Source organism: Micromonospora sp. DT228, assembly GCF_049841595.1.
In the GTDB taxonomy this organism is placed as follows: Bacteria; Actinomycetota; Actinomycetes; order Mycobacteriales; family Micromonosporaceae; genus Micromonospora.
The window spans coordinates 625,340-648,724 of sequence record NZ_JBNCKO010000001.1; the positions used below are offsets into that span (position 1 = coordinate 625,340).

At 71.8% G+C, this 23,385-nt stretch carries 19 protein-coding genes, 1 tRNA gene and 1 pseudogene; 10 read left to right on the top strand and 11 right to left on the bottom strand.

Translation table 11 applies throughout. From position 1 onward, the window contains the following. Positions 1–105: 105 nt before the first annotated feature. Complete coding sequence (locus ACLQ29_RS02735) at positions 106–1,353, top strand: hypothetical protein (RefSeq protein WP_425770066.1); 1,248 nt, start codon at positions 106–108, stop codon at positions 1,351–1,353. Positions 1,354–1,398: 45 nt separating this feature from the next. Here ACLQ29_RS02735 and metG read toward each other — a convergent pair whose 3' ends face one another. After that, a complete protein-coding gene (gene metG, locus ACLQ29_RS02740; RefSeq protein WP_425770067.1) occupies positions 1,399–3,201 on the bottom strand; it encodes a methionine--tRNA ligase in 1,803 nt (600 codons plus the stop codon). Positions 3,202–3,358: 157 nt separating this feature from the next. Here metG and ACLQ29_RS02745 point away from each other — a divergent pair, with 157 nt between their 5' ends. After that, entirely contained in the window at positions 3,359–4,456 is a 1,098-nt protein-coding gene (locus ACLQ29_RS02745; protein WP_425770068.1) for a hypothetical protein, read from the top strand. Between the two features lie 34 nt (positions 4,457–4,490). On the opposite strand, the gene rsmI is transcribed toward ACLQ29_RS02745, so the two are convergent. Further along, the gene (rsmI, locus tag ACLQ29_RS02750; RefSeq protein WP_393367077.1) at positions 4,491–5,330 is read right to left on the bottom strand and encodes a 16S rRNA (cytidine(1402)-2'-O)-methyltransferase; all 840 of its coding nucleotides are present in this window, start codon (positions 5,328–5,330) and stop codon (positions 4,491–4,493) included. Between the two features lie 141 nt (positions 5,331–5,471). Between rsmI and ACLQ29_RS02755 the strand changes: the two genes are divergently transcribed. The 3 genes from ACLQ29_RS02755 to ACLQ29_RS02765 all read left to right on the top strand — a co-directional run bounded on the left by ACLQ29_RS02755 (position 5,472) and on the right by ACLQ29_RS02765 (position 9,554). Next, positions 5,472–7,121 (top strand): dolichyl-phosphate-mannose--protein mannosyltransferase, encoded by a 1,650-nt coding sequence (locus tag ACLQ29_RS02755; protein WP_425770069.1) that lies wholly within the window; start codon positions 5,472–5,474, stop codon positions 7,119–7,121. Positions 7,122–7,488: 367 nt separating this feature from the next. After that, the gene (locus tag ACLQ29_RS02760) at positions 7,489–8,772 is read left to right on the top strand and encodes a VWA domain-containing protein (RefSeq protein WP_425770070.1); all 1,284 of its coding nucleotides are present in this window, start codon (positions 7,489–7,491) and stop codon (positions 8,770–8,772) included. Beyond that, positions 8,772–9,554 carry a peptidase gene (locus ACLQ29_RS02765; RefSeq protein ID WP_425770071.1) on the top strand — a complete coding sequence of 261 codons (783 nt, stop codon included), beginning with the start codon at positions 8,772–8,774 and terminating at the stop codon, positions 9,552–9,554. The genes ACLQ29_RS02760 and ACLQ29_RS02765 overlap by 1 nt, the downstream gene beginning before the upstream one ends. 52 nt (positions 9,555–9,606) lie before the next feature. Here the strand turns inward: ACLQ29_RS02765 and ACLQ29_RS02770 are convergent, their stop codons facing one another. Then, positions 9,607–9,876 (bottom strand): hypothetical protein, encoded by a 270-nt coding sequence (locus ACLQ29_RS02770; protein WP_425770072.1) that lies wholly within the window; start codon positions 9,874–9,876, stop codon positions 9,607–9,609. A gap of 201 nt (positions 9,877–10,077) precedes the next feature. On the opposite strand from ACLQ29_RS02770, the gene ACLQ29_RS02775 reads away from it, so the two are divergent. Both ACLQ29_RS02775 and ACLQ29_RS02780 read left to right on the top strand, forming a co-directional pair. Then, complete coding sequence (locus ACLQ29_RS02775; RefSeq protein WP_425770073.1) at positions 10,078–10,734, top strand: 4'-phosphopantetheinyl transferase family protein; 657 nt, start codon at positions 10,078–10,080, stop codon at positions 10,732–10,734. A 199-nt stretch (positions 10,735–10,933) separates the two neighbouring features. Next, complete coding sequence (locus ACLQ29_RS02780) at positions 10,934–11,278, top strand: hypothetical protein (RefSeq protein ID WP_425770074.1); 345 nt, start codon at positions 10,934–10,936, stop codon at positions 11,276–11,278. A gap of 88 nt (positions 11,279–11,366) precedes the next feature. Here the strand turns inward: ACLQ29_RS02780 and ACLQ29_RS02785 are convergent, their stop codons facing one another. After that, on the bottom strand, positions 11,367–12,374 hold the full coding sequence (locus ACLQ29_RS02785) for a hypothetical protein (RefSeq protein WP_425770076.1): 1,008 nt from the start codon (positions 12,372–12,374) through the stop codon (positions 11,367–11,369). 391 nt (positions 12,375–12,765) lie between these two features. Here ACLQ29_RS02785 and ACLQ29_RS02790 point away from each other — a divergent pair, with 391 nt between their 5' ends. Then, positions 12,766–13,653, top strand: a complete 888-nt coding sequence (locus tag ACLQ29_RS02790; RefSeq protein WP_425770077.1) for a hypothetical protein — start codon at positions 12,766–12,768, stop codon at positions 13,651–13,653. Between the two features lie 89 nt (positions 13,654–13,742). Then, positions 13,743–14,489 carry a hypothetical protein gene (locus ACLQ29_RS02795; RefSeq protein WP_425770078.1) on the top strand — a complete coding sequence of 249 codons (747 nt, stop codon included), beginning with the start codon at positions 13,743–13,745 and terminating at the stop codon, positions 14,487–14,489. On the opposite strand, the gene ACLQ29_RS02800 is transcribed toward ACLQ29_RS02795, so the two are convergent. Together ACLQ29_RS02800 and ACLQ29_RS02805 are read right to left on the bottom strand one after the other, a co-directional pair. Further along, a complete protein-coding gene (locus tag ACLQ29_RS02800) occupies positions 14,486–15,880 on the bottom strand; it encodes an MFS transporter (RefSeq protein ID WP_425770079.1) in 1,395 nt (464 codons plus the stop codon). The two genes, ACLQ29_RS02795 and ACLQ29_RS02800, sit on opposite strands and share 4 nt — an antisense overlap. A 271-nt stretch (positions 15,881–16,151) precedes the next feature. Then, a pseudogene (locus ACLQ29_RS02805) lies at positions 16,152–17,414 on the bottom strand (ATP-binding protein). A gap of 299 nt (positions 17,415–17,713) precedes the next feature. On the opposite strand from ACLQ29_RS02805, the gene ACLQ29_RS02810 reads away from it, so the two are divergent. Continuing rightward, positions 17,714–18,574, top strand: coding sequence for an NAD(P)H-binding protein (locus tag ACLQ29_RS02810; protein WP_425770080.1), 861 nt, complete (start codon positions 17,714–17,716; stop codon positions 18,572–18,574). A 477-nt stretch (positions 18,575–19,051) separates the two neighbouring features. On the opposite strand, the gene ACLQ29_RS02815 is transcribed toward ACLQ29_RS02810, so the two are convergent. From ACLQ29_RS02815 to ACLQ29_RS02835, 5 genes are all read right to left on the bottom strand, one after another. Next, positions 19,052–19,128, bottom strand: a tRNA-Ala gene (locus ACLQ29_RS02815). Between the two features lie 291 nt (positions 19,129–19,419). Then, positions 19,420–20,202, bottom strand: coding sequence for a hypothetical protein (locus tag ACLQ29_RS02820; RefSeq protein WP_425770081.1), 783 nt, complete (start codon positions 20,200–20,202; stop codon positions 19,420–19,422). Positions 20,203–20,382: 180 nt separating this feature from the next. Then, positions 20,383–21,033 (bottom strand): GNAT family N-acetyltransferase, encoded by a 651-nt coding sequence (locus ACLQ29_RS02825; protein ID WP_425770082.1) that lies wholly within the window; start codon positions 21,031–21,033, stop codon positions 20,383–20,385. A 79-nt stretch (positions 21,034–21,112) separates the two neighbouring features. Continuing rightward, the gene (gene glp, locus ACLQ29_RS02830) at positions 21,113–22,426 is read right to left on the bottom strand and encodes a molybdopterin molybdotransferase MoeA (protein WP_393366151.1); all 1,314 of its coding nucleotides are present in this window, start codon (positions 22,424–22,426) and stop codon (positions 21,113–21,115) included. Continuing rightward, positions 22,423–23,385, bottom strand: coding sequence for a UTP--glucose-1-phosphate uridylyltransferase (locus tag ACLQ29_RS02835; RefSeq protein ID WP_425770083.1), 963 nt, complete (start codon positions 23,383–23,385; stop codon positions 22,423–22,425). Before ACLQ29_RS02835 ends, glp begins: the two co-directional genes overlap by 4 nt.

Sequence of the window (23,385 nt, forward strand, 5' to 3'; positions counted from 1 at the left end):
ACCCCGGCTACGCCGCGCGACTCTACCGTCGCCGCGTGAGCGAGCGTAGCGAGGCGGTGGCGTGAGCGAGCGCAGCGAGCGAACCGAACCGGGGGAGGTGGCAGCATGAGCATCACACCCCACGCGAGCGGCGCGGCCGACGAACGCACCGGGCTGCGCGTGGCGTTCGGCGGGGGTGTCTACCCGGCCGAGGAGATCGCCCGGGGCGCCGCGTACGAGCTGTTCAGCGCCGACGAGGTGGCCGGCTTCGAGTGGGCGCCCCGACCGGGCAGTGCGCTGCCGTGGCACCGGTTCGTGCACGTCAGCGAGGTGACCGCGGTGCACGGGGCCACGGAGCCGGCCGACGAGCCGGAGACGCCGCTGATGGTGCCGGCGCACCGCGAGCGGGGTTGGGCGTACCTGCACCAGCTCAGCCAGCAGCCGGCCGCCGCGGCGGACCCGACGCTGACGATGGCACGCGCGTCGGCGGTGGTCCGGCGGGGCACCCGAATGGTGAAGGTGCTCTCTGCCCAGCAGCTCGCCGGGTACCTACGTGGCTGGTTGCCGCACGGCTTCTGTTACCGCGAGCATGACGTGGCGCATCTGCGGACGCCGGCGACGACGACGGTGCTGCGTACCGACGGGGAGGTCAGCAGGGACGGTCCGGAGGTGGCGTACGCGTTGCGCTGGCGGGCGTCCGACCCGGGTGACTACGACGTGCCCGTGGGCGAGGCACACCGCGGCCTGACCGCGCTGGGATCCCGCGACCGGCTCGGCGCGCCGGTGCTGGGCACGGGCTTCGTGCCGAGCAACGGTCAGCTCATCCCGGAGTTCGTCACCCGCGACTTCGCCGACCTGCCGATGCCGGCGAACGCCGCCCTGATCGCCTACCCGGCGGAGGGGGTGGAGGTGGTGCTCTACACCTACCAGGCCGAGCAGCGCGGGTGGCTGCGGATGGTGGGCCCGCAGTGGCGACACCTGTTGGCCGCGGTGCCGGGCCTCTCCCCGGACCAGGAGTACGTGCCGAACGCCGACGCGCCGCGCTCCACCCAGCTTGTCGGCTGGTACGGCGACACCGAGTACGAGGCGGTGGCCGACCTGCCCGGCGGGTTCCGGGTGCTGGCGATGACCCGGGCGGCCCGTTACCCGGTGAGCGCGGTGGCCCGCCGGGTCCGGTTCGCTCAGTGGCGGGGCGTGCCGTGCCTGGTGCTGCGGGAGGAGGCCGGCTGGTTGCGGGTGCGGCTGCGCTACCCGAACCCGGACGCGGTGGTCACGACCGGCGCGCAGTGCCACGAACGGGGGGTCTACGAGGCGTGGGCGCCGGGTGCCGAGGTGACCGACGACCAGGTGATGGACGCCCGGTACGCGATGTGACGGTCCCGGGCGGCAGGATGCCCTGCCGCCCGGGGCGTCGGGCGTTCAGTCGGCCAGCCGGGCCAACTCCTCGTCGACGATCGACGGGTCGAGCTTGCGGAATACCGGCTTCGGCGTGGCCAACGGTCGGCCCGCCTCGATCGACACGGACTCCCAGCGCGCGCCGACCGTGTAGTCCCCGGTCAGCACCGGGTACGCCGGACCGCCGTCCAGGTCGTCGACCTGCTCGATGACGGGCATCGGCGCGTGCACGCCGGTGCCACCGAGCAGCTCGTGCACCTGCTGGGCGGAGTGCGGCAGGAACGGGGTGAGCAGCGTGTTGGCGTCGCTGATCACCTGCAGGGCGACGTGCAGGATGGTGCCCATCCGGGGCTTGTCCGCCTCGGCCTTGAGCTTCCAGGGCGCCTGCTCGGAGAGGTACTTGTTGGCCTCGGCGACCACCTTCATGGCCTCGCCGATGGCCTGCTTCTGCCGGTGCCGGCCGATCAGGTCGCCGACTCCCGCGAAGCCGGCGCGGGCCACCGCGAGCAGCGCCTCGTCAGCCTCGGTGAGCCCGTCCGGGTCGACCGGCGGGATCGCCCCGAAGTTCTTCGCCGCCATCGACACGCACCTGTTGACCAGGTTGCCCCAGCCGGCGACCAGCTCGTCGTTGTTGCGGCGGAGGAACTCGGCCCAGGTGAAGTCGGTGTCGTTGCTCTCCGGGCCGGCGGCGGCGATGAAGTAGCGCAGCGCGTCGGCGTCGTAGCGCTCCAGGAAGTCGCGAACGTAGATGACCACCTTGCGGGACGAGGAGAACTTGCGCCCCTCCATGGTCAGGTATTCGCTGGAGACCACCTCGGTGGGCAGGTTGAGCCGGCCCAGCTCGCCCGGCTCACCGTCGCGGGAGCCCTCGCCGGAGTATCCGGAGAGCAGCGCCGGCCAGATCACCGAGTGGAAGACGATGTTGTCCTTGCCCATGAAGTAGTAGGAGCGGGAGTCCTTGCCCTCCGCGTCGGTCGACCACCACTTGCGCCACGCCTGCGGGTCGCCGGAGCGGCGGGCCCACTCGATGGAGGCGGACAGGTAGCCGATCACCGCGTCGAACCAGACGTAGATCCGCTTGTCGGACCGGTCCCGCCAGCCGTCCAGCGGGATCGGCACGCCCCACTCCAGGTCCCGGGTGATCGCCCGGGGCTGGAGGTCGTCGAGCAGGTTGCGGGAGAAGCGCAGCACGTTGGGCCGCCACCCGTCCCGGGTGTCCAGCCACTGCCGCAGCACCTCGGCCAGGGCCGGCAGGTCCAGGAAGAAGTGCTCGGTCTCGACGAACTTCGGGGTCTCCCCGTTGATCCGCGACTTCGGGTCGATCAGGTCGATCGGGTCGAGCTGGTTGCCGCAGTTGTCGCACTGGTCGCCGCGCGCGCTGTCGTACCCGCAGATCGGACAGGTGCCCTCGATGTAGCGGTCGGGCAGGGTGCGCCCGGTGGACGGCGAGATCGCGCCCATGGTGGTCTTCGGCACGATGTAGCCGTTGCGGTACATCCCCTCGAACAGCTCCTGCACCACCGCGTAGTGATTGCGGGTGGTGGTGCGGGTGAACAGGTCGTAGGAGAGGCCGAGGCCGTGCAGGTCCTCGACGATCACCCTGTTGTACCTGTCGGCCAGCTCGCGCGGGGTCACCCCGTCGGCGTCGGCCTGCACCTGGATCGGGGTGCCGTGCTCGTCGGTGCCGGAGACCATGAGCACGTCGTGGCCGGCCATCCGCATGTACCGGGCGAAGACGTCGGAGGGAACGCCGAAACCGGAGACGTGGCCGATGTGGCGGGGGCCGTTGGCGTACGGCCAGGCCACTGCCGCGAGAACGTGACTCATGAGCAGCAAGCCTAGTGACCCGGCCGGGGTGACCGCGAACCAATAGGGGGTGCCGGGCCGGCGGACCGGACCGACCACCCGCCCAATGGTCCGATTTGTCGCCGACACGCGGCTCAACTGCCCGATCCGCCCTCCCGAGCGGTGTGCAATGAACCTCGTGACTGGCAGACGAGCGGCACGGGACCGCGAGGACCGTCCCACCGGCCCGACGGCCGGCGGCGACCCCGACCCGGCCGCCCCCCGCGACGCCGGGGTCGCGCCCCAGCCCCGGCCGTTGCCCGGCGTCGACCCGGGTTTCGCGCCGCGACCGAGCCCGGCCCCACGACCGGGCTCTGCCGCCGACCGGCCGGCGGACCAGCGGCCCCCGCCGTCCGGACGGGCGGTCGCGCCGAGGCGCGACGACCCCGCGAGTCTCGCCGCCGCACCGGCCCGGCCCACCCCCGTCCGTCCGACCCCGGCGCCCACACCCAGCCCGGCCCGACCCGGCCCGCCGGTCCCGCCGGTCGGCGCGGAGGCCGTCGAGGTGGAGCCGACGACCGGGGCGCCGGTGGACGCGGTGCCGAGTCGGGTGCCCGTCCGGCAGCAGAGCGGCAGGCAGCGGGGCCACCGGCCCGGCGGTGACCAACCGGACGACGACGGCGCCTTCTGGGCGCCGATCGAGCAGGTGCACTGGGACGGCACCCCGGTCCGGGAGGACCCGTCGCCGGAGCGCGACCGCGGCTCACGAGCGGCAGGGCGCCGCGTTCCGAGCCGTGCCGTCCCACCTCCGGATCCCCTGCCCGGGCTCGCCGCGCTCGTGGCGCTGGCCCTGGTCACGGCCTTCTTCGCCTGGGTCAGCGCCGTCCCGTTCTGGCTGGCGGTCGGGCACGCGCGGGCAGGCACCGTGGTGATCGCCGAGTGCACCGGCAGCGGGCTCACCCAGCGGTGCCGAGGGATTTTCACGGCGCAGGACGGGCGGTTCGTCGCGCACGGGGTACGGGTCAGCGGCGTGCCCGCCGGCGCGGACGCGACCGGCACACCGCTACCGGCGCGGATGACCGGCCCCGACGGCGGCACCGCGTACGCGGACACCGGGGTGGTTCAGCACCTGCGCTGGCTGCCCGGCCTGCTTGTGGTGCTGGGCTGCGTCGCCGGCATCGTGCGGTGGACCGGGTCGGCCCGGCTGCCCGGTCGCCGGCACCGCCGTTGGGCCGTGGCGGTCGCCGTCACCGGCCCGGTGCTGATCACCGTCGGCTTCCTGGCCGCCGCCTGGTGAACCCGCCGTCCGGTGCGCGGCAGCGCGGCTCCGGTCAGCTGTGCACGATCGTGTAGACGTCCCGGCGGCGCAGCGCGTACTCGGTGGCGACGTCGGTGATGGCGTCGCGGCGGGACCTGCCGCCGGCCTCCCGCTCGGCGACCGCCGCGCGCAGGGTGTCGTCGTCGGGGCGCTCCGGGGCGGTCACCGGCGCCCCGGCCACCACCAGGGTGATCTCGCCGCGCGGGTCGCCCTCGGCGGCCCACCTGGCCAACTCGCCGAGGGGACGCCGGAGCACCTCCTCGTAGGTCTTGGTGAGCTCGCGGCAGAGCGCGGCCGGACGGTCCGCGCCGAACGTGTCGGCCAGGTCGGTGAGCGCCGCGCCGATCCGGTGCGGGGCCTCGAAGAAGACGAGCGTGCGCTCTTCGGCGGCGAGGGCGCGCAGCCGGGATCGGCGGGCGCCGGGGGTGCGGGGCAGGAAGCCCTCGAAGCAGAACCTGTCGCAGGGCAGCCCGGACACCGCCAGGGCGGTGGTGACGGCGCTCGGGCCGGGAGCGACGGTGACCGGCGCCCCGACGTCCAACGCGGCCCGGACCAGCCGGTAGCCGGGGTCGGAGACGCTCGGCATCCCCCCGTCGGTGACCAGGGCCACCACGTACCCGCCGAGGATGACCTCGACCAGCTCGGGCGTACGCCGCTCCTCGTTGCCCTCGAAGTAGGAGACGATGCGACCGCCGACGGTGATGTCGAGATCGCGGGCCAGTCGGGTGAGCCGGCGGGTGTCCTCGGCCGCGACGACGTCGGCAGTGCTCAGCACCTCCCGGAGTCGGGCCGAGGCGTCGGCGGGGTTGCCGAGCGGGGCACCGAGCAGGATCAGGCGCCCAGCTTCGGACATTTCACCCACGAATTCGTCTCCTTCATCGACAGCGAGTACCGGTATCGGGGACGACGGGCGCCACCGAGCACCTTGGCAGCCTACGATCGCCGGGTGACGAGTGCGTCGACTGCGCAGAGCCCGAGCGCCGATCCTGCCAAGATGGTCGAGGTGACGGGCGAGCCCAGCCCCAACCAGGAGCCGACGGCGCCGCCCGCCGGTGCGGGCGGCGCGCCCGCCCAGATCCGACGACGGTTCGCCACCGTCGACAGCCAACTGGACCGGTTCTCCTGGGCGGCCACGGCTGTGGTCGTGGCCATCGCGGCGATCCTGCGCTTCGTCGGTCTCTCCGACATCAAGGGCAAGATCTTCGACGAGACGTACTACGCCAAGGACGGCTACGGGCTGATCAGCCGGGGCGTCGAATGGAACTACAAGGACAACGGCCCGTCGTACGTCGTGCACCCGCCGCTGGGCAAGTGGCTGATCGGCCTCGGCGAGTGGGCCTTCGGCTATCAGGACGCCGACTCGAAGGTCTCGGTCCCCGGGCACCTGATGACCACCGCGCCGGAGTTCGGCTGGCGGTTCTCGGCGGCCGTGATCGGCACGCTGTCGGTGTTGCTGCTGGTGCGCATCGGTCGGCGGATGTTCCACTCGACGGTGCTCGGCTGCGCCGCCGGCCTGCTGCTCGCCCTGGACGGCTTCCACCTGGTGCTGTCCCGGGCGGCCCTGCTCGACATCTTCCTGCTCTTCTTCGTGCTGGCCGCGTTCGGCGCGCTGGTGCTCGATCGGGACGCCCGCCGTCGCCGCTGGGCGCGGGCCCTGGACGACGGGCTCGACCCGAGTCAGCCGGGTCGGGCCGGCCGACCGCCGACCGGTTGGCGCACCTGGCCGTGGTGGCGGCTGGCCGCCGGGGTGCTGATCGGCTGCGCCTGCGCGGTGAAGTGGAGCGCACTGTATTTCGTCCCGGCCTTCGCGCTGCTCGTCGTCCTCTGGGAGGTCGGCGTCCGCCGCTCGGCGGGGGCCCGCCGGCCCTGGCGGGACGCCCTGCTCGACGAGCTGCCCTGGCTGCTGCTGGCCGGCGTGCTCATGATCGGCACCTATGTCGCCACCTGGTCGGGTTGGCTGATCACCGATGACGGCTACTACCGGCTCGCGTCCGCCTACCCCGCCGCCCACCTCAGTGACCGCCCGGTGGTCGGCCCGCTGATCAACCTCTTCGAGTACCACAAGGCGGCGTACGGCTTCCATGCCCAGCTCGACGATGCGCACAAGTACCAGTCGTGGCCGTGGCAGTGGCTGCTGCTCGGTCGCCCGGTGGCGTTCCACTGGGCCGGCGACGGCACGAACTGGGCCTCGGAGATCCTGCTGCTGGGCACTCCGCTGCTCTGGTGGTCGTTCCTGCCCGCCCTGGCGGCGCTGGCCTGGCTGGGCGTGGCCCGTCGCGACTGGCGGGCCGGCGCGATCCTGCTCACCGTGGCCGCCGGGCTGCTGCCGTGGTTCTGGTTCGCCCTCGACGGCCGGACGATGTTCTCGTTCTACGCCGCTCCGGCGCTGCCCTTCCTGGTGCTGGCGGTGGTGTACGTGCTCGGCGCGCTGATCGCCCCCGCCGGGAGTGAGGTGGGCACGGTGGCGCCGCTGGTGCCCGGCGACCCGAGTTACGAGCGCCGGTTCGTGGGCGGCATCGCGGCCGGGGCGTACGTGCTGCTGGTGGCGCTCTGCTTCGCGTACTTCTATCCGATCTTCGTCGGCAAGAGCATCGCGTACTCGGACTGGTTGTCCCGAATGTGGCTCGACGGCCGGTGGATATAAGCACCGACAGGCGACGCGCCGCACAGCGCGACGGAGAAGGGCCCGCACGCCGAAGCGTGCGGGCCCTTCTGACATAGACGCGCGCCCCGATCGCCTGCCACGGGGGAAGCGGGCGATTGGGGCGCGCATGAAGAGCTTAACCACCGTGCACCACCGGCACAACGGGTCAACTTAAGTCAGATTTCCGACCGATGGCGACCGAACCGATGCTTGCCATCGAGCAGTTGACCGAGGGTGACCTGGCGTGGACCCAGCGCGCGAAGGCGGCCGACCAGCGGTGCTTGTCGACTCGGCCGGGGACGGCAGGCCGGAAAACCCGCACCAACCCCAGTGATCATCCAAAGTGGATCTCACTACACTGCGGGCCGTGATCAACTTCAAACGATCGGCGGCTGTCCTTCTCGGACTGTTGGCGACCACCGCGCTGGCCGGGCCGGTCCCGGCGCAGGCCGACGAGGAGCAGGTGCCCGAGCCTCCCCGGGTCGAGCTCGTACTCGACGTCAGCGGCTCCATGCGCGCCGCCGACATCGACGGACGCAGCCGGATCTCGGTCGCCCAGCAGGCCTTCAACGAGGTGGTGGACGCCCTGCCGGAGGACACCCAGCTCGGCATCCGGGTGCTCGGCGCGACCTACCGCGGCAAGGACAAGAAGGTCGGCTGCCAGGACACCCAGCAGATCGTCCCGGTCGGTCCGGTGGACCGCGCCGCGGCCAAGGCCGCGGTGGCGACGCTGCGACCGACCGGGTTCACACCTGTCGGCCTCGCACTGCGCTCGGCCGCACAGGACCTGGGCACCGGGGCCACCACCCGACGGATCGTGCTGATCACCGACGGGGAGGACACCTGCGCCCCGCCGGACCCGTGCGAGGTGGCCCGCGAACTGGCCGCCCAGGGCACGAGCCTGGTCGTCGACACCCTCGGCCTGGCCCCCGACGAGAAGGTCCGCCGGCAACTGCTCTGCATCGCCAGCGCGACCGGCGGCACCTACACCGCCGCTCAGAGCGCCGAGGAGCTGACCGGCCGGATCAAGCAGCTCGTCGAGCGGGCCGGCGCCACAAACACCCGGGCACCGACAGTCGTCGGCGGCGCGAACGCCTGCGCCTCGGCGCCACTGCTCGCCCCCGGCGTCTACGCCGACCGGGAGGCGTTCTCCGAGCACCGCTACTACCGGGTGCCGGTACGCCCCGGGCAGGAGCTGCGGGCGTCGGTGAGCATGGCGCTGGACCGAGCGGTCAACCGGGACTACGGGGTGCTGCTGCGGGCCACCGCGGCGGACGGCCGGGAACTGGTCCGGGGCGCGGACGCCGGCAGCGGGCGAGCCGACGTGCTCTCCGCCGGGCTTCGCTGGTCGGCCACCGCCGACGACGAGGACGCACCGAGAGCCGAGGAGAGCGCCAACCCGGTCGTCGAGCCCACCACCGTCTGCCTGGTGGTGAGCAACTCGTTCGCCCCGCGACCCGGCACCGCGGCGACTCCGGGCATGCCCGTGGAGTTGACCATCGACGTGGTCGCCGCCGCGCCCACGCCGAACGGACCGGACCTCGGCCGGGGCTGGGTCCTGCTCGCCCTGCTCACCATCGCCGGGCTGCTCACCGGCCTGCTCGTCGGCCTGCTCAGCCGCTGGTGGGTCGCCACCTGGAGGGAGAACTGATGCGTACCCCACTGTCGCGTTCGCTGGCGGCGCTGCTCGCCGCCGGCGGGGCCGCGCTGCTCCCGGCCGCGGCCGTCGCCGCGCCGAGCCCCTCCCCCGGAGCCACGCCGGTGAACCGGGCCGGCACGTCGTTCCTCGGCGCTACCCCGATCGCCGCCGGACAACCGGTGCGGGTGGACGCCTCGATCGGCGACCACCTCTACTGGTCGTTCCCGGCGACCGCCGGTCAGGTGCAGGAGATCAGCGCCACCGTCACCTTCCCGAAGGGGCGCAGCGGCGCATCCACCTGGACGGTCGACGTCTTCGACGGGCTGCGTCGGCGTCAGGCGTGCACGGCGGGAGCGCAGACCCCGACCGTGGACGCCGCGGCGACGAACGTTGCGCTCGGCTGCACGCTGCGCGAGGTACGGCCATGGGCCGAGCCCTGGTCGGCCGACCCGCTGCCCGGCACGTACGTCGTCCGGCTCTCGGTGATCGACCTGCCGGAGCCGGATCTGGGCGCGCCGATCGACGTGGACCTGCTGGTCGGCACGACCGCCGATCGGGGCGCCTCGGCCGACGACGGCGAGTTGGCCGCACCGCTGGTGCCGAACACCAAGGCGGGCACGGTGCTCACCGCCGTACCGCCGGACGGGCCGGATGCCGACGACGAGAGCGACCCGCTCGCGGACTGGTTGCCGGACCTCGGCTCGCGTTGGGTCTGGACCGGAATCGGCGGCGTGCTCGCCGCGGTGGCCGGCGTGCTGGGTTTCACGGTGACCCGGCGGCCCCGGCGCCGCTGAACGACGCCCGGCCCCGCTGGTGGCCCCGCCCGACGGTGGGGCCACCAGCGGTTCAGCCGCGTCGAGGGCCGCGGGGCAGCCAGCCGATGAACCGGTCCTGGAGAGACATCCCCGGGGCGGTACGCAGATCCTCCGTGGCGGCGGCGAGGCAGGAACCCAGATAGACGCTGAGCATTGCCCGGTCACTGCCGTACTCGGCCAACAACCGGCTGCGTTTCGTCGCACACGGCCACTCGTCACCGCACGAGACGCAGCTCCAGCAGGGGGTCTTCGGGGCGTGATCATCGGCTCGCACCCCCGACCGTTCGGCACTGTCGGTCATCGCACGTCCTTCCAGATGTCCACGGGTCTGGCCAGCAGCGGTGCCCGGCCAGGGTTCGATGGTGGTCCCCCCGGAGCCATCAGAGAGGGCGATGCGCGGCCCTCCGGTGTTACATCCTTGCGGTACCTTCTCCGGTTGTGGGAGTCGGAAATTTGACTGTTGACCCGATGCGCCATTCCTACCGACGGGTAATCCAGCGCGATGCGTGACCTGTTGCCGGCGACGGTCGCCGTCGCCGTCGCCCGGCCCGACGACTGGGTCGGCGAGCTGCTCGCCGCCGAGCGGGCGTGCCTCAGCGAACGGGCCGTGCAGACCCGTCGGAGGGACTTCACCGCCGGGCGGGTCTGCGCCCGCCGGGCACTGACCGAGCTTGGCCTGCCACCCACCGCCGTGCCGGCCGCCGCCGACCGCGCGCCGGTCTGGCCGGCGGGGGTGGTCGGCAGCATCACGCACACCGACGGCTACTGCGCCGCCGCGGCGGCGCACGCGACCGACATCCGGTCCGTCGGCATGGATGCCGAGCAGCACCGCGAGATAAGCCCGGGAGTACGCCGACTCGTGCTGCTGCCCGAGGAGGAGGCCGACGTGGCACGGTTGCCCGGCGACATCCTCTGGCCGATCGTGCTGTTCAGTGCCAAGGAGACCGTCTACAAGGTCTGGCATCCGGTCGTCGGGAGTTGGTTGGATTTCCACGACGCCCGGCTCGACATCGATCCGGACGCGGGCACGTTCACGGCCCGGATCGCGCCGGCCCGCGTGGACGAGGCGGGTGTCGACGACCCGCCGGCATCGATAAGCGGCCGTTTCGTGGTCGCCGACGGGTTGGTCCGCACCGCCGCCGTGCTGCCGCTTCGCTGACCTGCGAGGTCACCCACCGCGGCGGGTGGGCGGACAGTCCATGGTGGCGCGCCGCCGGGCCGTCTCCGTCCAGGCTGGCCGGAGGGGCGCACCGTCGGCGCCGGTCGGCACGGTCCGGCGCGACGGCCGGGCCATCGGCCACGCACGGTAGCGTCGATGGAGTTCTCGAACCGCACGTACCGAGGCGTCAAGGAGTACGGTGACCCACCCCCAGCCCTCCGTCGGGCCGCACCATCGCCAGCAGCCGAACGCGGCGCCTACCCATCCGTTCGCGGCGACACCGCAGCCACCGTTCTCGGGCGCCGCGTACCCGACGGCTGGCGGCGCGTTCCCGGTGACGGGCATGCCGGGTTATCCGCTCGTCCCACCCGCGACCGAGCGGACGAACACCGCCAAGACGACCGCCGTGGTCGTCGCGGTCAGCGCGGCGGTGCTCACCCTGCTCTGCTGTGCGGGCGGCATCGTGGCGGTCGTCATCGGCACCAACCGGCCCGACCACACAAGCGCAAACGCGATCGGAGCCACCGGCTCCTGGACCTCGTAACGCCCCCGTAGCCGCACGCGAAGCGGGCGAGCATCCGTTTCGGATGCTCGCCCGCCTCAGTGACGAACAGGTGCCGTTGCCGGCCGGGTCAGCAGCCCGTCCAGCGCACCGGGGTGAGTCGCTCCCCGTTGCGGAACCCGACGATGGTGCCGGTGTCGGAGATGGAGCGTGCGCCGACGCCAACCCCGTCGCCGCCTCCCGGCAGCACCCGGGAGGTGGTACCGCGCGCGACCCGGTCGCCGCCCACCACGACGCCCTTGGCGTTGACGTCATCCGACAACGGCAACTGCTGGTCGAGCGTCGTGTACGAGCCGTCCCGGAGGTTCCACCGCACCTTGACCCAGCCGCTGCCGACCAGGTCGACATGGCCGATCGCCCAGCGACCCGCCGCCGCGTCGACATGGGCCACCTCGGCGCCGGGAACCGTGAGTGCGTCGTAACGGCCGCTCGGCCGGCGGACCCAACTGGTCCAGGACCCAAAGTCACCGGCGGTGACGACGATGGTCCCGTTGTCAGTGATTCCGGTCGGCTGGGCATTGGCCGGGGCGTCGAGCACCTCGACCGTGCCCGGCCGCGCCGCCGGCCAGCGCACCGCGAAGAACTCCCCGGTGTCGATGTCACTACCGAGGCCGACGATGTCGCCGGCCTTGTTGATGGCGGTGACGGAGAGGCCGTAGGCGGACGGCACCAGTGGCAGTTGCTCGATCCTGCCGTCGCGGTACCGCCACGGCTGGCCGCTGTTGCCCCAGCCGTTGCCGATCGCGACGCCGTCCGCGTTGACGTCGACCGGGGTCGCCATGCTCGGCGCCTCGACCTCGGTGAGCCGATTCCGGTCCCAGAACAGCAGCAGGTACTGGTTGCCGCTTTCCGTCTTGCGCAGCCCGTCGCCGGCGATGTAGCGGCCGGACGGGTCGATGACGGACGCGTCGGCCCGATAGGTGTCGGTCGGGTACGGCAGCGTGCTGATCGTGCAGGCGCCGAGGGCGGTGCTCCTCGGCGCGGCGGTCGCCGGTGCGGAGACAGCGACGCCGAGAGCGGTGGTCAGCAGGCCGGCGGCCGTGATGCCGGCCAGCGTGCGTCGAGCGGTGTGAGTCATCTTCACTCCCCGTGTGAGCCCGGCTGATCCCGGGCGCCGATTACTACTTGAGGCACCCTTGAGCGGGCCGGCCGGTTGCGGCGTGTCGGAGAAGAGACAACAGCAAAATCGGGCTGGCCTACGGTGCCCACGGCTGGGGAGCGGCCACGACCGCTGCGTACCGAAGCTTCGATGGCCCGGACACACCTCGGCCAGGGGATTTGGTGCCGCCGCTGTCACCCGGGCACCTCTCGCCGGATTCGGGCCGTACGCGGCGACTGGTGGCGGGACACTCCTCTTTGTACGGCTTGTCGCACCGGCCGGTTGTGACAATCGATCCGTGCCGTAATGAGCTGACAGTAACCGCCGGGCAACCGCCCGTGCGGCTGTCACGCTTCAGAGAGGAACGGGGATGCAAGGATCCTGGCGTAAGGCGGCACTCGCAGCCGCCCTGTCGATCGTCGGTGTGTCGGGCGGGATGGCCCTGGCGGCACCCGCACAGGCGCAGACCGTGGAATCCGGTTCGGTCTCCTTCAGCGGCGACCCCGGTGACTACATCACCGGCGGCGGCTCCTACTCGTACTCCACCGACGACAGCGACCAACTCACGGCGGACAGCCCACGCGACAACAGCCGCGTGACGGTCAGCATCAGCGGTTACAACGGCGACCAGTGGTCCCTCACCTTCGACGCGCCCGGCAGCGCCGCGCTGGTTCCCGGCACCTACGAGACGACGAACCGATACCCGTACAACGGGGCCGGCCCCGGCCTCGACCTGTCCGGCAACGGGCGGGGCTGTGACGATGCGACCGGCACCTTCACGATCAGCAACGCGGTGTTCGGCTTCAACGGCTACGTGCAGACCTTGGACGCCACCTTCGAGCAGTACTGCAACGGCGCGACCGCGGCTGCTCGCGGCGAGGTGCACATCGCCAACCCGCCGCCGCCCGAGCGGCTGGAGCTCGCCCTCGCCGTGGCGACCGACGGCATCGCCCACCGGGTGAACGGCAACGCGGTCCTGCACGGCACGGTGACCTGCAACAAGCCCGTCTCGGTGTCGCTGGACGGCACGGTCACCCAGATCGTCAGGAAGGTGATTGTTCGTGGCAGCTTCTCCACCGGAGTGACCTGCACCCCGGGCAGCCCGACCCCGTGGACGGCCGCGGCCGTCCCGACCGGCACCACCCCGTTCGGCAAGGGTCTGGCCGAGGCCATCACCCGGGCCATCGGCTACGACACCCCGTACGACGAGTACGTCTTCGTGACCGACACCTCGACCGTCCGGCTCACCCGCTCCTGACCCGTCCGGCCTGGCGGCCGGGCACGACCCGGCCGCCAGGCGCTACGGTTGCCGGGTCCGCGACGGAAACACGACGAAAGATGTCACCGATGGCTGCCAACCCCGTGCGCGCCGCGCCTCGTCCGGCGGTCACCACGGCGCACCAGTCACCGTCCTCACTGGACTACTACCTGGTCCTGCCTCGACCCGACGACACCGACCCGACCAGCGCGGTCGCGGGGCTCGTCGTCGAGGAGTTCACCCGGGAACGCGACCACGTCAGCACGGGTCTGGACAGCGCGGGCTGGACGCCGGCCGCCGGCTGGTGGAGTTCCGCGGCCCTCAGCCGAAGCATCCGCACCGTCCCGGACATGGTGGCGCGGGTGGTTCCCACCTCTCGCGCCGAGGCCGAGGGGCACTACCGCACCCTCGGTGGCGGGCAACTGCCCGACGACACGGTGCTGCGCTCGTACTTCCTCGTCCACCAGCCGATCGCGACCGCCGCGCCGCTGCGGCTCGGCCCCGCACAGCCGCCGGCCGGGTGGCACGAGCGGCGCGTCTACCGCGTCCTCTTCGCCAAGGACCTCCACCCGGACCAGGTGACGAGCCTCCGAGCGTGCTGGCGTACGCCTGTCGACGCCACGAGCGCATCAGCCGCGAGCGGTCACCTGGAAAAGGGCGGCGACCGGTTCAGCTGGGAGCTACGGCGGGTCGGCCACACCCGCGCCTGGGCCCTCGACGTGACAGTCCTGCTGGGCGCTGCCGCCGACGACGCGGTGGGTTCGACCCTCTCCGACCTGACGACAGTCCTGCGACGGCACGGTCTGATACCCGTGACGACCGAGCGGTTCAGTTAGCTGTCGCGCGGTCCGGCCGAGCGTCGCCCCTGCTCGGGCCGCTGCGCCGCGTCGTACCGCCACAGTTGCGGCACCGCCCGGACGATGCCTGCCACGGACAGGATGGTCAGCACTCCTCCCACGGAAATCGCCAAGCGCGGTCCCCACGCCGCGCCCGTCACGCCGTGCAGGAGATTGCCGACCTGTGGGCCGCCCATCGTGACGACGATCATCGAGCCCTCGATCCTGCCGCGCAGCGTGTCGTCGGTACTCGCCTGGCTGATGGCCCGCCGAAACATGCTGAGCACGAAGTTCACGCCACCGCCCACCAGCAGCGCCGCGACGGCGAACCACAGCTGGGGCGCGAGCCCCAGCAGGACGACTGTCACACCCCAGGCGGCAGCGGCGGACACCATCAGCACGCCGTGCCGCCGCGCACGGGTGAACACACCCGACACCATCCCGACCGCGAACACACCTGCCGGGTAGCTGGCGTACAGCACCCCGAGCGCGAACCCACCCCCGGCCGGGCCGCCGAACTCGCGCTGGGCAAGCTCCGGGTAGAGCGCCCACGGCGCCCCGAACACCATCGCCGCCAGGTCCACGCCGATCAGCCCCACCAGCAGCGGCCGGGAGAAGAGATACCGGAAGCCGTCCAGCAGTTGGCCAACCGTCGACCGACGCGGCGCGGCCCTCGCGCCGACCGCGACAGGTGTCGGTGTCGGTGTCGGTGTCGGCGTCGGCGTCGGCGCCGGCGCCGGCGATCGCGGTGGGAGCCGGGGCAGTCGGAACGCCGACCACAGGACGACCACCAGCGCCAGCGCGTCCAACAGGTACAACGCACCGAGTCCCAGCACCGGGATCAGCACCCCGGCCAGCAGCGGGCCCACGATCGACCCGGTATACCGGACCAGCGAGCTCAATCCGTTCGCGGCGGCCAGCAGATCGGCCGGCACCACGCGCGGCACCGCCGCCCCCATCGTCACCATGACCGCGCCGTAGCTGAGGCCCTGGCAGGCGACAAGTCCCATCAACACCGGCACCGACCGCAGGTCCAGTGCCGCCTGCGCCCACAGCCCCGCGTACGTCAGAGCCAGGCACCCGTGTGCGACGAGTAGCAGCCGACGCCGGTCCGTGACGTCGGCGAGGGCGCCACACCACAACGCCGAGACCACGAGCGCGACCAGCGACACCGCCGCCGAGACGCCAACAGACGTGGACGAGCCGGTCAACGTGAACAGTTGCGTGGGGATGGCGAGCACACCGAACGACCCACCCACCGCGGCGATCAACGACGCGACCCACAGCCGCCGGTACGCGGGGATGGCCAGTGGACGCCGGTCCACCAGATACGCGCCCGGTCTGCGTCCCCCGACGCTGGTGGTTGCCGCCGTCGTCGTCGGCGCTCCCATGCCCTGACCTCCAGTCGGCTCACGCCGGCTGTGCCCGGCACCGACGATGCTGGGGCTTGACCCAGGGGCAAGGTCCAGCACGACAGGGGGACCGGCTACTCGATCGCCGCAGGCCGCCTCGACAGCATCCACGCCACGTAGGGGTGGTCAAGCCGACCGATGTTATGACCGACGCTAGATGACGGGCTGCACCGCGCCGCCACGGACAAGGCGACGGCAGACCTCGGCCCGGCTCGCACTGGCGCCGTCGCGCCAGCGGCGAGCGCCCCGGTCAGCCTGTTTGTGGGCCGGCAACCTGCCACAAGGCACTGACCGGCAATGCGCGGAGCCTGGCGCCGAACGGCAGTGTCGAGGTCCCGGTGTAGAGGACGATGCCGGCGATGAAGTCGTCGCCGAGGCGGTCGGCGAGTCGACGTAACCCGCGGAAATCGTCAGGTCCGACGGTTGTGGCTGCCTTGATCTGAATCCCGACCACATGCCCGGATCTGTTCTCGAGCACCGCGTCGACCTCATACCTACTCTGGTCGCGGTAGTGGAAGAGGTCGGCAGACTGCTCCGACCAGGTGAGCTGGCGGGACAGCTCGGACAAGACAAATGATTCGAGCAGTGCGCCGAACGATGCGCCCGGCCGGAGCAGTGCGCGAGCGTCGGTCGCGATCTAGTTGGCGGCGATGCCCGAGTCGACAAAGATCAGTTTCGGCGCGGCAGTTGGACGGGTGCCAAGATTTCGGGACCAACCGGGGATCCGCTTGATGAGGAAGATCTCTTCCAGTGCCTGGAAGTATCGTGCGATCGTCGGGCGACTCAGTCCGAGGGCGGATTCGAGGGCGTTGGCGGCGATGATGGTCGCCGATCTGGCGGCGAGTAGGCGCACCAGTTTGCGCAGCTCGCCCTTGTGCTGGATGTCGGACAGTTGTCGCACATCGCGATCGATGAGCGCTTGGACATACGCGTCGAGGAACCGTTGGCGGCGCCGCGGGTCGGCACGGTTCGTGGCCTCGGGCAGGCCGCCTCGCACGATCCTGGCCGCGTATTCGGCGCGGGTCACGTCCGACTCGTGTCGCAGTTCGGGCCCGAGTGCGAAGACGGCGTCGACGAACCCGTCCGGTTCGCCGCCGAGTTCACCTTGAGAGAACGGCCAGAGCTCGACGGTTTCCATCCGGCCGGGCAGCGCGTCCGGGGCAGCCACCATGCCGAACAGCCGTGATGAGCCGGTGAGCAGATAGCGGCCGGGCCGATTGTCCTCGTCAACGGCCGTCTTGATCGCCAGCAGCAGTTCCGGTGCGCGCTGGATCTCGTCGATCACCAGCAGTTCGGAGGAGTCCACGAAACCCACCGGGTCGGCGATCGCCGCGGCTCGGTCCTGCGCCCGGTCGAGATCGCGGCGCTCGGCGAGCCTGTCGCCCGCGACGATGCGAACCAGGGTGCTCTTGCCTACTTGGCGTGCTCCGTTGATCAGCACGACCCGGGTGTCAGCAAGTGCTGCGTCGACCTGCGCTGCGGCGTGGCGGGGGATCAAGTGCGGTGGGGGCACGAGTCGTGATAGCCGGCGGGGTTTCGATTTGCGAGCAGGTCCGCTTTCGATCCGCGGCTGGACGATGTTCGGTACGCGAGCCTGTGGCGTTCGGTATGCGGCGGCAGACCGAGGAACATCGCCGGACCGCCACCTGGCTCGGCCGCACACTCGTCCGCCAACTGATCTGCGACACCTCCGCGCGCTGATCGCGGCAAACGAGGGCGGTCGGTATAGAGGTGTCATACCTGTCGGCAGTATGTACGGTGTCGATTAGGTGATCCGTCAACGTCGGTAATCTACCGAGGGGACAAGTACCAATGACTGGGAGCGGCGGAGTCCGGCCGCGGGTCCTCGTCACTGGGGCGACCGAGGTCGTCGGCCGGGCTGCCATTGATTGCCTTCTCGACGTTGGTGTCCGAACACGGGCGCTCGTGCCGCCGACGGAAGCGGCTGGTGTGCCCGACGCGGTCGATGTGGCGTTCGGCGATCTCACCGCCCCCGAGTCGCTTGATGCGGCTCTGGTCGAAATCGACGCGATGCTGCTTATGCCTACTGGTGCACCAAATCGCGAAGTTCTCGAGCGAATCAGGACCGCCGGACTCCGGCGGATCATCGTGCTGTCCTCGGCCTCCGCACCGTGGGAACGGGCCCAGCCTCGCGCTAGTCGCCACTTCCTCGCGTGGGAGCAGGCGGTGGAGGCAACAGGCCTGGGCTGGACGCACATTCGGCCGGCAGGGCTCATGGCCGCCTCGTGGCAGTGGGCTGAGGACATTCGTAGTGACAGCGTGGTGCGGGAGGGTTTCCCCACCGCCCGGTATCCGTACGTGCACGAGTGGGACGTGGCCGCGGTCGCGGTCGCCGCCCTCCTAGACCAACGCCACGACGGCGCCCGGTACCTGACCACCGGCCCGGCCGCGATCAGCGCTGCCGACCGGGTTCGTGATCTGGCGGAGGCGATCGGCCGACCGCTGCGGCTCGAACAACTCAGTGAGGATCAGGCCATCGCACGGTGGAGGGCCTTGGGTTACGACGAGGACTCCATAGAGATTCAACTCATCGTGTCGCGTGATCAGGTTGACAAGCCTCCTCGCCCCAAACGCACTGTGGAGAAGGTGCTCGGCCGACCCGCCTTGCCGTTTTCGCAATGGGCCATCGACCACGCCGAGGACTTTCAGTAGGGACTTCAAACCAGCGATACCTCCATGCTCGTCCAGCGATTCATGGCGCACGTGAGCAGGTGCTCATCGACAGATCCGCACATCCCGAGGGCACTGATGCGCCCTAGCTTCATCGCGCGGTTCCGCATCACTTGGCGCAGATGTGTCGCGCATCAGCTGTCGGATCACACTCTGATGGGCGAAACGAGGGCACCTTCCACTCTCTGCGGCACTACTTCGCTACCACCTGATCACCTCGGGTGCCGATCCCATCGACGTGCACAACGCGCTTCGGCACTCCAGCCTGCGGATCACGCTGGAAACCTGCGTCCACTGGTGGCCGAAGAAGGACCGCCGCCGCAACATCATCAGCGGGGCTCTGCGCGACGCGAGCGCCAAACGAAAACGGGGCCCGAAGGCCCCGAGTTCTCGCTGATCTGTGCCGGATCTGTGCCCGCCGATCTTGGTCGGCGGGTTTCCCCAGGTAAACCGTCGTGCTGGTGGAGCTGAGGGGATTTGAACCCCTGACCCCCTCGATGCGAACGAGGTGCGCTACCAGTCTGCGCCACAGCCCCCCGCCGGCGAACCGGCTTCGGTCCCACCCGGCTAACACCGGGCGGGCCGGCAGCAAGGCTAACAGGTCGCCGGCCCGTACCGCGAATCCGCCCCCGGTACAGCGCTCCACCGAGCCCGGAGATCCACTCGGCTTCCGGGAAACCGGGGCATCCGGGACGCCTCGACACCCCACCTTCCGGGAACCCGAGTCGATCAAGCGCCGGTCGGCCCCCCGGCCGAGACGCAGGCACGAGACGCCCGGCCGAGACGCCGGCACGAGGCGCCCGGCCGAGCCGCCGGTCAGCACGCGGTTACGCGCCTCGGCCGGCCTCGTAGGGGCGGCCGCGTAGCCCGCCGGCCCGTCGGTACGAGACCGAGCCCCCGTTGACCGCCGCCGGGAGGTCGCCAGGGCGGTCCAGGCCCATGGCGGCTCGGCGTACCCCCTCGCGCTGGGCGGCCAGGCGGCGCTGCGCCTCCCGACGGGCCGCGGCGCGGCGGGCCTGTTCCCGGCGCACCTCGGCCTGCCGGGCGGCCAGCCAGGCGGCCTCGCGGGCGCGGGCGCGGCGGCGACGACGTCCCGCGAGGGCGCGACCGCGAAGGTGGACGACGTACACGGCCAGGAGCAGGAAGGTGACCGCGAAGCCGATCCAGAAGCCGGGGCTGGCGAACAGCACGCCGATCAGCTCGACGACGTTGAGCAGCAGTAGGGCGGCGAGCACCCGGCGACGCCGGTACACGGCCGGGGTGTGCTGACGGCGCGACGGCGGGCGGCGACGGGACCGCTTCGGTGCGGGTGGCACCGCGCGCAGGCGACCGGAGCGGCGGCCGGCCGGAGGCGCGGAGACCGGCGCGGTCAACGCTCCGGTAGTCGCATCCGCGCTGAGCGTGACGACGAGTGAGCGCGGTGGGTGGACCGGCCGCCGTCCCGGGACAGTACGGCGTCGCCGGCGGCGCTGGAGCACCCGCGCCGTCGACTGCGCCCGCTCCGCCACCAGCCGCTCGGTGGCGTCGTACCGGCGAACCAACGCCGGGGCCAGGGCGAGCAGGCCGGCGGCGGCGAGGACGGCGAGGAGCACCGAGGTCGGCACCCTCACCCCTCCCGTCACCGAATTCGGAGCAACCGCCACCCCACCGCAGGATCTTCCACCGATCGCGCCTAGGTGCGTGGATCGTCCGGCCGGAGAGCGCTCGCCGCAACTTGCAGTTACTTGAGGTTACGGCGCGCCGACCAGGAAGCCGTCGCGCCGCGCCGATCCCGTCCGTGGGACAGCCTCTCAGCGGGCGGAGGCGCGTACCCGGTGCCACCGGGCCAGCAGACCGCCCTCGGCGGCGATCTCCTCACTCGTCAGCGCGTATCCGATGTGGTCACGCCACGCGCCGTCGATGTGCATGTAGCGCACGTGGTACGACTCCTCGCGGAAACCCAACTTCTCCACCACCCGCCGCGACGGCCGGTTCTCCGGACGGATGTTGACCTCCACCCGGTGCAGCCCACCCGGGCCGAACGCGTGGTCCACGGCGAGGGCGAGCGCCGTCGGGATCACGCCCTGGCCGGCGACCCGGGCGTCCACCCAGTAGCCGACGTAGCCGGAGCAGAGTGCCCGTCGCACGATGCTGCCCACGTTGATGTGCCCGACCAGCCGGTCCCGGTCGGCCTCGCGCAGGCAGACCGCGAAGGGCATGCCGTCACCCTCGCGGGCCGAGCGCCGCTGGTCACGCAGCACCCAGCGGAACGCGGCAGGCGAGTTCAGGTCGTCCCAACCGCCGGGCAACGACGACTCCCAGGGCGCCAACCAGGCACGGTTGGCCCGCCGGATCTCCGACCACGGCGCCGCGTCGGAGCGTCGGTAGGGCCGCAACAACACCGGGCCGTCCGCCAGCTCCACCGGCCAGCCCGGTGCCCGCGGGGGTCCGAAGAGACTCACCCCTACAGTCTCCCGCGCGCGGCGGTGACGCGCGCAAGTGGACCCGCCAGGACCCGCCAACCGTCCGACCGGGACACCGTCACCGGCGGCGGTCCAGCAACAGGACATCCACGGTGGACCCGGCCGCGGCGGTGTTGACCCGCTCACCGAGCACGAGCAGACCGTTCGCCTCGGCCAGCCCGGAGAGGGTGAACGGCCCACCGCTGAGCGGCTGCACCGTGTATCCGCCCCCGCGCCGCTCGGCGACGTGCGCCGGCCGGAACTCGCGCAACCCCGCCGGGGACGACACGGTCTCCAGCAGGTGCGCCCGCACGCTGGGGCGGAAGACCGGCTCGGCGCCGGCGAGCAGTTGGATGGCGGGACGGGCCAGCACCTCGAACCCGATCAACGCGGCACCCGGGTCGCCGGGCAGGCAGACCACCGGCACCTCCTCGGCGCCGACCGTGCCGAACCCGAGCGCGGTGCCGGGATAGAGCGCCACGTCGGTGAACGTGACCGGCCCGACCCGGCCACCCTCGCGGCGGGACAGGATTCGGCGCACCATGTCTCCGGGGCCGGTGCCGGTGCCCCCGGTGGTGATGATGAGGTCGGCGCGCAGGGTCTGGTCCTCCAGCAGCCCGCGCAGCCCCTCCGGGTCGTCGTCGCAGATCCCCACCCGGTACGCGAGTGCGCCCACCTCGGCCGCCGCGGCGGTCAGCGCGTGCGAGTTGGCGTCCACCACCTGCCCCGGCTGACTGCCCCGACCCACGTCGACAAGTTCGTCGCCGGTGGCCACGATGACCACCCGCGGGCTGGGCCGGACCACCACGTGCCCGATGCCGGTGGCGGCGAAGACCGCGACCAGGGCCGGGGAGACGTACGTGCCGGCGCGGGCGAGCAGGGTGCCGGCGGGCAGTTCCGCACCGGCGCGGCGGACCCCGTACCCCCGCTTGGGGGTGCGGAAGATCTCCACCGCGGCCATGCCCTGGTCGGTCCACTCCACCGGGACCACCACGTCGGCGGCGACCGGCAGCGGCGCCCCGGCGGCCACCGAGAAGCACGAGCCCGGGGTGAGTCGCACCGGCCGCCAGCTCGCCGCCCCCAGATCGCCGACGACGTTGAGCCGGATAGTCCGCCCGCCGGGCGTGCCGGAGGGGGCCGGGACGTAGCTCGGGCCCCGGCCCCCTCCGGAAATGTCCTCCCAGCGGGCCGCGTAGCCGTCCACGGCCGCCTGGTCGAAGGCCGGGAAGGCGTGCGGCGCGACGACGTCCTCGGCGAGGACGTTGCCGTGCGCCTGGGTGAGGTCGAGGTCGAGTGGCGGCAGCGCGCGCAACCTGCGCAGCACGCTGCCCAGGTAGTCGGCGAGCGGCGTCAACTCGTTCGCGGCCGCCTCGGCGTCGGCCGTCGCGGTCATGTACCAGATCCGCCTGCCGCGTCGGCCTTGACGAAGTCGGCCAGCCAGGAGCGGAACTCGGCGCCCAGATCCTCGCGCTCGGCGGCGATCTGCACCACCGTCTGGAGGTAGCCCAGCGGCATGCCGGTGTCGTAACGGGTGCCCCGGTAGACGATCGCGTGCACCGGAGTGCCCTCGGTACGCAGCAGCTCCATCGCGTCGGTCAACTGGATCTCGCCGCCACTGCCCGGCTTGGTCCGCCGGATCGCGTCGAAGATCTTGCCCGGCAGCACGTACCGGCCGAGCACCGCGAGGTTGCTCGGAGCGTCCTCGGGCTGCGGCTTCTCCACCATCCCGGTCACCTTGACGACCTCACCGATGTCGGTCAGCTCCGCCTCGGCGGGTTCGACGGAGGCGATGCCGTACCGCTTGGTCTCGGACTGGTCGACCTCGAAGAAGGCGAGCACCACACCGCCGGTGCGGGCCTGCAGCTCCAGCATCGCCGGCAGCAGCGGCTCCGACGGCTTGACGAACTCGTCGCCGAGCAGCACCGCGAAGGGCTGGTCGCCGACGTGCGACTCGGCGTACCCGATGGCGTGGCCGAGCCCGAGCTGCTCGGGCTGCCGCACGGTGTAGATCTCGGCCAGCTCGCTGGGCCGACGCACGGCGGCCAACCGCTCGGAGTCGCCCTTCTCCTCCAACCTGGTCTCCAGGTCCGGGCGACGGTCGAAGTGGTCCACCATCGATGTCTTACCCCGACCGGTGATCAGCAACACGTCACCGATGCCGGCCTGGGTGGCCTCTTCGACGATGTACTGCAGAACCGGCCGGTCCACCACCGGCAGCAACTCCTTGGGCACCGCCTTGGTGGCTGGCAGGAACCGGGTGGCCAGTCCGGCGGCCGGGATGACGGCCTTGACCGCCAGGGGACGGCCGGTTGCGGCGGCCGCCGATGAGGGGTTCGCTGAGTGCTCCGACAT

Excerpts from the sequence above, each read along its gene's own strand:
- ACLQ29_RS02735 (WP_425770066.1), top strand. The coding sequence starts at position 106 with ATGAGCATCACACCCCACGCGAGCGGCGCGGCCGACGAACGCACCGGG.
- metG (WP_425770067.1), bottom strand. The coding sequence starts at position 3,201 with ATGAGTCACGTTCTCGCGGCAGTGGCCTGGCCGTACGCCAACGGCCCC.
- rsmI (WP_393367077.1), bottom strand. The coding sequence starts at position 5,330 with ATGTCCGAAGCTGGGCGCCTGATCCTGCTCGGTGCCCCGCTCGGCAAC.
- ACLQ29_RS02755 (WP_425770069.1), top strand. The coding sequence starts at position 5,472 with ATGGTCGAGGTGACGGGCGAGCCCAGCCCCAACCAGGAGCCGACGGCG.
- ACLQ29_RS02765 (WP_425770071.1), top strand. The coding sequence starts at position 8,772 with ATGCGTACCCCACTGTCGCGTTCGCTGGCGGCGCTGCTCGCCGCCGGC.
- ACLQ29_RS02770 (WP_425770072.1), bottom strand. The coding sequence starts at position 9,876 with ATGACCGACAGTGCCGAACGGTCGGGGGTGCGAGCCGATGATCACGCC.
- ACLQ29_RS02775 (WP_425770073.1), top strand. The coding sequence starts at position 10,078 with ATGCGTGACCTGTTGCCGGCGACGGTCGCCGTCGCCGTCGCCCGGCCC.
- ACLQ29_RS02785 (WP_425770076.1), bottom strand. The coding sequence starts at position 12,374 with ATGACTCACACCGCTCGACGCACGCTGGCCGGCATCACGGCCGCCGGC.
- ACLQ29_RS02790 (WP_425770077.1), top strand. The coding sequence starts at position 12,766 with ATGCAAGGATCCTGGCGTAAGGCGGCACTCGCAGCCGCCCTGTCGATC.
- ACLQ29_RS02795 (WP_425770078.1), top strand. The coding sequence starts at position 13,743 with ATGGCTGCCAACCCCGTGCGCGCCGCGCCTCGTCCGGCGGTCACCACG.
- ACLQ29_RS02800 (WP_425770079.1), bottom strand. The coding sequence starts at position 15,880 with ATGGGAGCGCCGACGACGACGGCGGCAACCACCAGCGTCGGGGGACGC.
- ACLQ29_RS02810 (WP_425770080.1), top strand. The coding sequence starts at position 17,714 with ATGACTGGGAGCGGCGGAGTCCGGCCGCGGGTCCTCGTCACTGGGGCG.
- glp (WP_393366151.1), bottom strand. The coding sequence starts at position 22,426 with ATGACCGCGACGGCCGACGCCGAGGCGGCCGCGAACGAGTTGACGCCG.
- ACLQ29_RS02835 (WP_425770083.1), bottom strand. The coding sequence starts at position 23,385 with ATGTCGGAGCACTCAGCGAACCCCTCATCGGCGGCCGCCGCAACCGGC.